This is a genomic window from Rickettsia sp. (assembly GCF_965035265.1).
This window is the reverse complement of record NZ_CBCDJS010000089.1, coordinates 1-4801: the sequence shown is the minus strand read 5'-3', so window position 1 is coordinate 4801 and position 4801 is coordinate 1. Positions and strand designations below refer to the sequence as shown.

Here is a 4801-nt window from a genome sequence, read left to right as displayed (position 1 = left end):
GTTGCGTGGATACTGAAGGTCGTCATTGCGAGGAAATTGCATAGCAATTGACGAAACAATCCAGTAAAAAATTCTGTAAATCAGAATTTTTTTATTATTTTTTCTGGATTGCCGCGTCGCCTGCGGCTCCTCGCAATGACGACCTTCAGTATCCACGCAATAATATCTTTCGAGCGACTGAAAGGAGCGTAGCAATCCATTCTTGCTTCGTTAAAATTTACAGTTTTTTCTTAGCTCAGACGTTAAATTCTTAACTAATCTATCTTTAATAAACGCTGCCGAATTAGGTGATAAGTTGTATTATAGTATAAAGGAAAAATGTAGGTGTAGGGAAGAAAGTGAAAAGGCAGATAAATAAAACCTGCCTTTTTGTAATTATTAACGAGAATATAACTCGATTACTAAATGAACTTCTGCATCAAAAGGATAAGGAACGTCAGAAAGAGCAGGAACTCTTAAATATTTACCGGTTAATGAAGGTACATCAAATGATAAATAATTGGGAGTTGTTTGACCTTGTTTTGAAACAGATTCTTGAATAAGCGGAAGTTGTTTTATAGATTCCTTAATCTCTACAACATCACCTTCTTTGAGGCGTATACTTGCTATATCGGCTTTCTTACCGTTTAATTTAATATGACCGTGTGAAACTAGCTGTCTTGCAGCGAAAATAGTCGGCGCTATATTCAGTCTATAAACGACTGTATCAAGCCTACTTTCAAGCAATCCAATGAAATTTTCACCGATATTACCTTTCATTTTTCGAGCAAGTGTAAAAATATTTCTAAATTGTTTTTCAGTGACACGACCGTAATGGCATTTTAATCTTTGCTTAGCTTTTAAATGTAAACCATAATCTGAAGTTTTAATCATGGTATTCTGCCCATGCTGCCCTGGACGATAATTGCGTGTATTGAAAGCATCCTTGCTATCACCCCATAGGCTTACCCCAAGTCTCCTACTAGCTTTATATTTAGAACGAACAATTTTTGTCACTGATAATATCCTTAACTTAATTATTTATTATTGAATTACAAGAAAATATATACATTTCTTGCATCAAAGTCAATCATTGATTTTTAACCTAAAACTTTTTATACTTAAATAAAAAAAATCGTATGAGTTCTTTGGTAAAGCCAATAAATTTAGATAAAATAAATTACTCTCAGAGTACTGTTAAAGACTATATCTTACTCATGAAACCGCGTGTGATGTCGCTTGTAATTTTTACGGGTTTTGTAGGTATGTGGCTTGCTCCTTATTCCGTGCATCCTTTTATTGCCGTTATTGCAGTTGTTTGCATAGCACTTGGTGCAGGTAGTGCAGGGGCAATTAATATGTGGTACGATAGAGATATCGATAGCTTAATGAAACGTACCCAAAAAAGACCTATTGTCAGAGGAGCTATAGAGCCGGATGAAGCTTTATCTTTTGGTTTGATAACGGGATTTTTTTCAGTATTTTTTATGGCTTTATGTGTTAATCTACTTGCAGCATTTTTATTACTATTCACTATTTTTTATTATATCTGTATTTATACCATTTGGTTAAAGCGTCGTTCTATACAAAATATCGTTATTGGCGGAGTATCGGGTGCATTGCCTCCTGTGATAGGTTATGCAGCGGTAAGTAATACTATATCTCTGGAGCCAATTATATTATTTTTGATTATTTTTATTTGGACGCCGCCGCATTCATGGGCTCTTGCTTTATTCTGTAACGACGATTATAAAAACTGTAAAGTACCGATGATGCCTGCAGTAAAAGGAGCTTTATATACTAAAAAACAAATTCTAATTTATAGCATTCTTTTATTTATTGTTTCTCTAATGCCTTTTTTTATCGGAATGAGTAATGTTATATATTTAATAATTGCCGGTATTCTTGGGTTAGTATTTTTATATTATGCCGCTTCTTTATTCTATGATACCCCTGATAACAAACAAGCTAAAAGACTTTTTGCTTACTCAATATTTTATCTGTTTTTTATATTTTTACTTTTGTACCCAACTAGTACTATATCCTCTATTAGCTGAGAGAGAGATAGTATAGGGGTGCTTTTATAGAAGATAAAATTGAAACCCAGCGGGAAGAAACATATAATTTAAGTTATGGAATTATGGAAAAGCCAAGCTATCTAAATTTTAATAATAAAAATTATAAATGGAAAAATGATATTGATTATCGTAAATCTCCTGAAGCTTATAGAGTAGGTAAAGGTGAACAGGGAGTATTAATTTGTCAACCATATAAAAATGAAATTTTGCCTTATTGGAAGTTTAAAACTCCTGAAACTGCTAAAGAAAGTAGCGAAAGAATATATGAAATATTTTTAAAATACTTAGAGGATAATGATTTTGTTGGAGCTGATATGGCTCGTAAATATTTGCAAATGGGTTTTACTAGAAGTAGACGTTATGCTAATTATAAAGGTGGAAAAAAATATGACAAAGAACATGATTATAAGAAATTAGAAAGAGGAGGGGGTGATCCAAAAAAAGTGAAAAGTGCCGATATATTTTTTAAAAAATGGCAAGAAGCAGAAGAGAATGAGAAATATAAAAAGATAAAAATAGAATGGAAGAAGCAATTTGGATAAATACTATTAACTTTCCCCTATAAGTTCTATAATTTATAATTAGAGAGGTATTAAAGTTTAGTCTTGTGTTGATTAATGCGTTGACTTTTTCTTCATCAATTTAGTTTTTTTACATTACATTAATAGAGGTTAGATTATGACTAAAGATGAAATTGCAGAACTATTTAAAAAATGTATCAATTTACATAACAGATATCAATATCAAGAGGAAAAAGACAATCTACGAAGATTCGTTGAAACTGATCCTGATGAACTTTCAAATTTTATTGCAGCTTATAATAAAACTGAAAAGTATAACAATAGGGAAGCTGAAGTTTTTCATGGTTTAAGTTCTATTTTAATGGAAAAACAACAAGATAATGCGATTAAATCATTAAAGAAAGCTATTGAACTAGATCCAAGTAAAGCATACTACCACGAAGAGTTTTTTAATAAGTTATATAAAATAAATCCTAAGGAAGCACTCGCTTCTATCAAAAGAGCTATAGGGTTAAATCCAAATAAAAATCATTATATGAAGACCTTATTATTTTGTTGAAAAAAGTGGATTGTGATGAAGAAGCAACAAAAGTTACAGAAGCAATTCAAGATTTTCCTAAAAACATACCTAATTTGGTATTAGATACTGAGGACAAAATTGATGCTTTTTTGTTAGGATTAGATTATGTAAGTTAAAATAATTTCTTCAATCCTTTTTGTAAAAGCTTATTCACGGGATCCGCTTGTTGATTTTCCGGTTGAGTATTGCCTTGTTCTTCTGTATTTGAATCCTTTTTCTTACGCAGACCCAAAGCGTCTTTAATGATATTTTCAGGTTTCTTCTCTCCGCTTTTTAGGTCTTTAATAACGCTATTAAAGACGTTTTTAACTAAATATGTTTGAAGAGCCTGAATATCTAGCTTATGCTGCGGATTATTTATAGATCCGTATAATTTTACAGCTATAGGCGGTAAGTCTGCAATAGTAACACTTGCACTAATATCCATCATATATTGCGGTAAGTTAATTTGACCGCTTGCATTTGCTTTAGCAGGCGAAGCATCTAAACTACATTCGTTTAAATTAAGTTTGCCTTGTGCTATATTTCCGCTTGCGATTAAATTTTTAAAAGATGTTGAACCCCCACTAAAGGAGCTGTTAATAAGTCGCAATACTCCTTCGGTATTTTTAGTATTATTTACTGCATCTGAGATTCGGTTTAAATCAAATCCGCTTATTTTCCCGTTATCACTATTTACGTTAAATTGTCCGTTTAGATTATTAACGTATGTATAAACACTATTACCGCGAGAAGTAAGATCGGCTTTAAAGCTTAGTCGACCATCAGTTATTTTTATTTTACCCGATTGCGGAGTTAAATTTTTTAAGTAGGCATTTTTTAAATCGATTTTAATTGCAACGTTTTGATCTTTTCCTGAACTCACATAACCGGTGCTACTTAGTTCACCACCGTAAATGTTCGCATTAACTGAAGTAATATTTAGTTTACCGCCGGTGATATTTAATTTTGCTTTTAAATTATTTATGATTAATGAGTCGTTAGTTAATTTATCAATATTTGCGGATAATTGCCCTTCAATTTCATTTAAAAATCCTAAGTTAATAGGATTATTTGACCAAGGAGAATTATTTTTAGCTGTAGGTATATTTTGAGTAGCAGGACTAGTAGTTCTGTTTGAAGTAGGAGTAGGGCTATTGCTTGCAAGAATTTTATCCAAATTAACTAACGGACTATATAAGTTAAGGTTAAAATTTGGCTTCTGAGCTGTTAAATTAATATCCCCTTTAATAGATATATTAGTATTAAAAGCGGATATTTTATTATGAATATGGAAAGTATCTTTCACCTTTTGCACTTCCCCGTTTAACTGCAATACTCCAATCTTACTTAAATTACTTACTCCCATAAGAGACATAAACGACTCAAAATTATTAATTTTTAGATTATGGGAAATAGTTATATCTTGTGTTAAGTTTTTAAGCTCAATATCTCCGGCTAGATTACTATTTGCAGCCGATAAACTAATATTTTGTAATTTTATTGCCTGAGAATTATAAATCACGTTAGAAGTAAGTGTAAGTTTTTGGTTAATAATAGGAGGTAATTTATCAGTCTTTAGCTTTAAAGCATCAAGTATAGGTTTTAAACTATCAGCTTGTAGCATAATATTTGTCTTATCTAAATTAGAGCTAATCTCGGTT

The 4801-nt window shown here is 31.5% G+C and carries 6 protein-coding genes; 4 read left to right on the top strand and 2 right to left on the bottom strand.

Translation table 11 applies throughout. The features are described from left to right. Positions 1-378 precede the first annotated feature (378 nt). Entirely contained in the window at positions 379-996 is a 618-nt protein-coding gene (gene rpsD / locus AC1Z7D_RS05850; RefSeq protein ID WP_482602804.1) for a 30S ribosomal protein S4, read from the bottom strand. A gap of 122 nt (positions 997-1118) precedes the next feature. Between rpsD and cyoE the strand changes: the two genes are divergently transcribed. From cyoE to AC1Z7D_RS05830, 4 genes are all read left to right on the top strand, one after another. Further along, on the top strand, positions 1119-2036 hold the full coding sequence (gene cyoE / locus AC1Z7D_RS05845) for a heme o synthase (RefSeq protein ID WP_482602802.1): 918 nt from the start codon (positions 1119-1121) through the stop codon (positions 2034-2036). An 83-nt stretch (positions 2037-2119) separates the two neighbouring features. Then, a complete protein-coding gene (locus AC1Z7D_RS05840) occupies positions 2120-2599 on the top strand; it encodes a DUF4385 domain-containing protein (RefSeq protein WP_482602800.1) in 480 nt (159 codons plus the stop codon). A 136-nt stretch (positions 2600-2735) separates the two neighbouring features. Further along, a complete protein-coding gene (locus tag AC1Z7D_RS05835) occupies positions 2736-3137 on the top strand; it encodes a hypothetical protein (RefSeq protein ID WP_482602798.1) in 402 nt (133 codons plus the stop codon). After that, positions 3131-3274 (top strand): hypothetical protein, encoded by a 144-nt coding sequence (locus tag AC1Z7D_RS05830; protein WP_482602796.1) that lies wholly within the window; start codon positions 3131-3133, stop codon positions 3272-3274. The genes AC1Z7D_RS05835 and AC1Z7D_RS05830 overlap by 7 nt, the downstream gene beginning before the upstream one ends. On the opposite strand, the gene AC1Z7D_RS05825 is transcribed toward AC1Z7D_RS05830, so the two are convergent. After that, positions 3271-4801: AsmA family protein (locus AC1Z7D_RS05825; RefSeq protein WP_482602794.1), on the bottom strand; the 1531-nt coding region annotated here is incomplete at its 5' end. The genes AC1Z7D_RS05830 and AC1Z7D_RS05825 overlap by 4 nt on opposite strands.

Bases quoted from the DNA above. Each gene is read 5' to 3' on its own strand.
- AC1Z7D_RS05840 (WP_482602800.1), top strand. From the start codon at position 2,120: ATGGAAAAGCCAAGCTATCTAAATTTTAATAATAAAAATTATAAATGG.
- AC1Z7D_RS05835 (WP_482602798.1), top strand. From the start codon at position 2,736: ATGACTAAAGATGAAATTGCAGAACTATTTAAAAAATGTATCAATTTA.
- cyoE (WP_482602802.1), top strand. From the start codon at position 1,119: ATGAGTTCTTTGGTAAAGCCAATAAATTTAGATAAAATAAATTACTCT.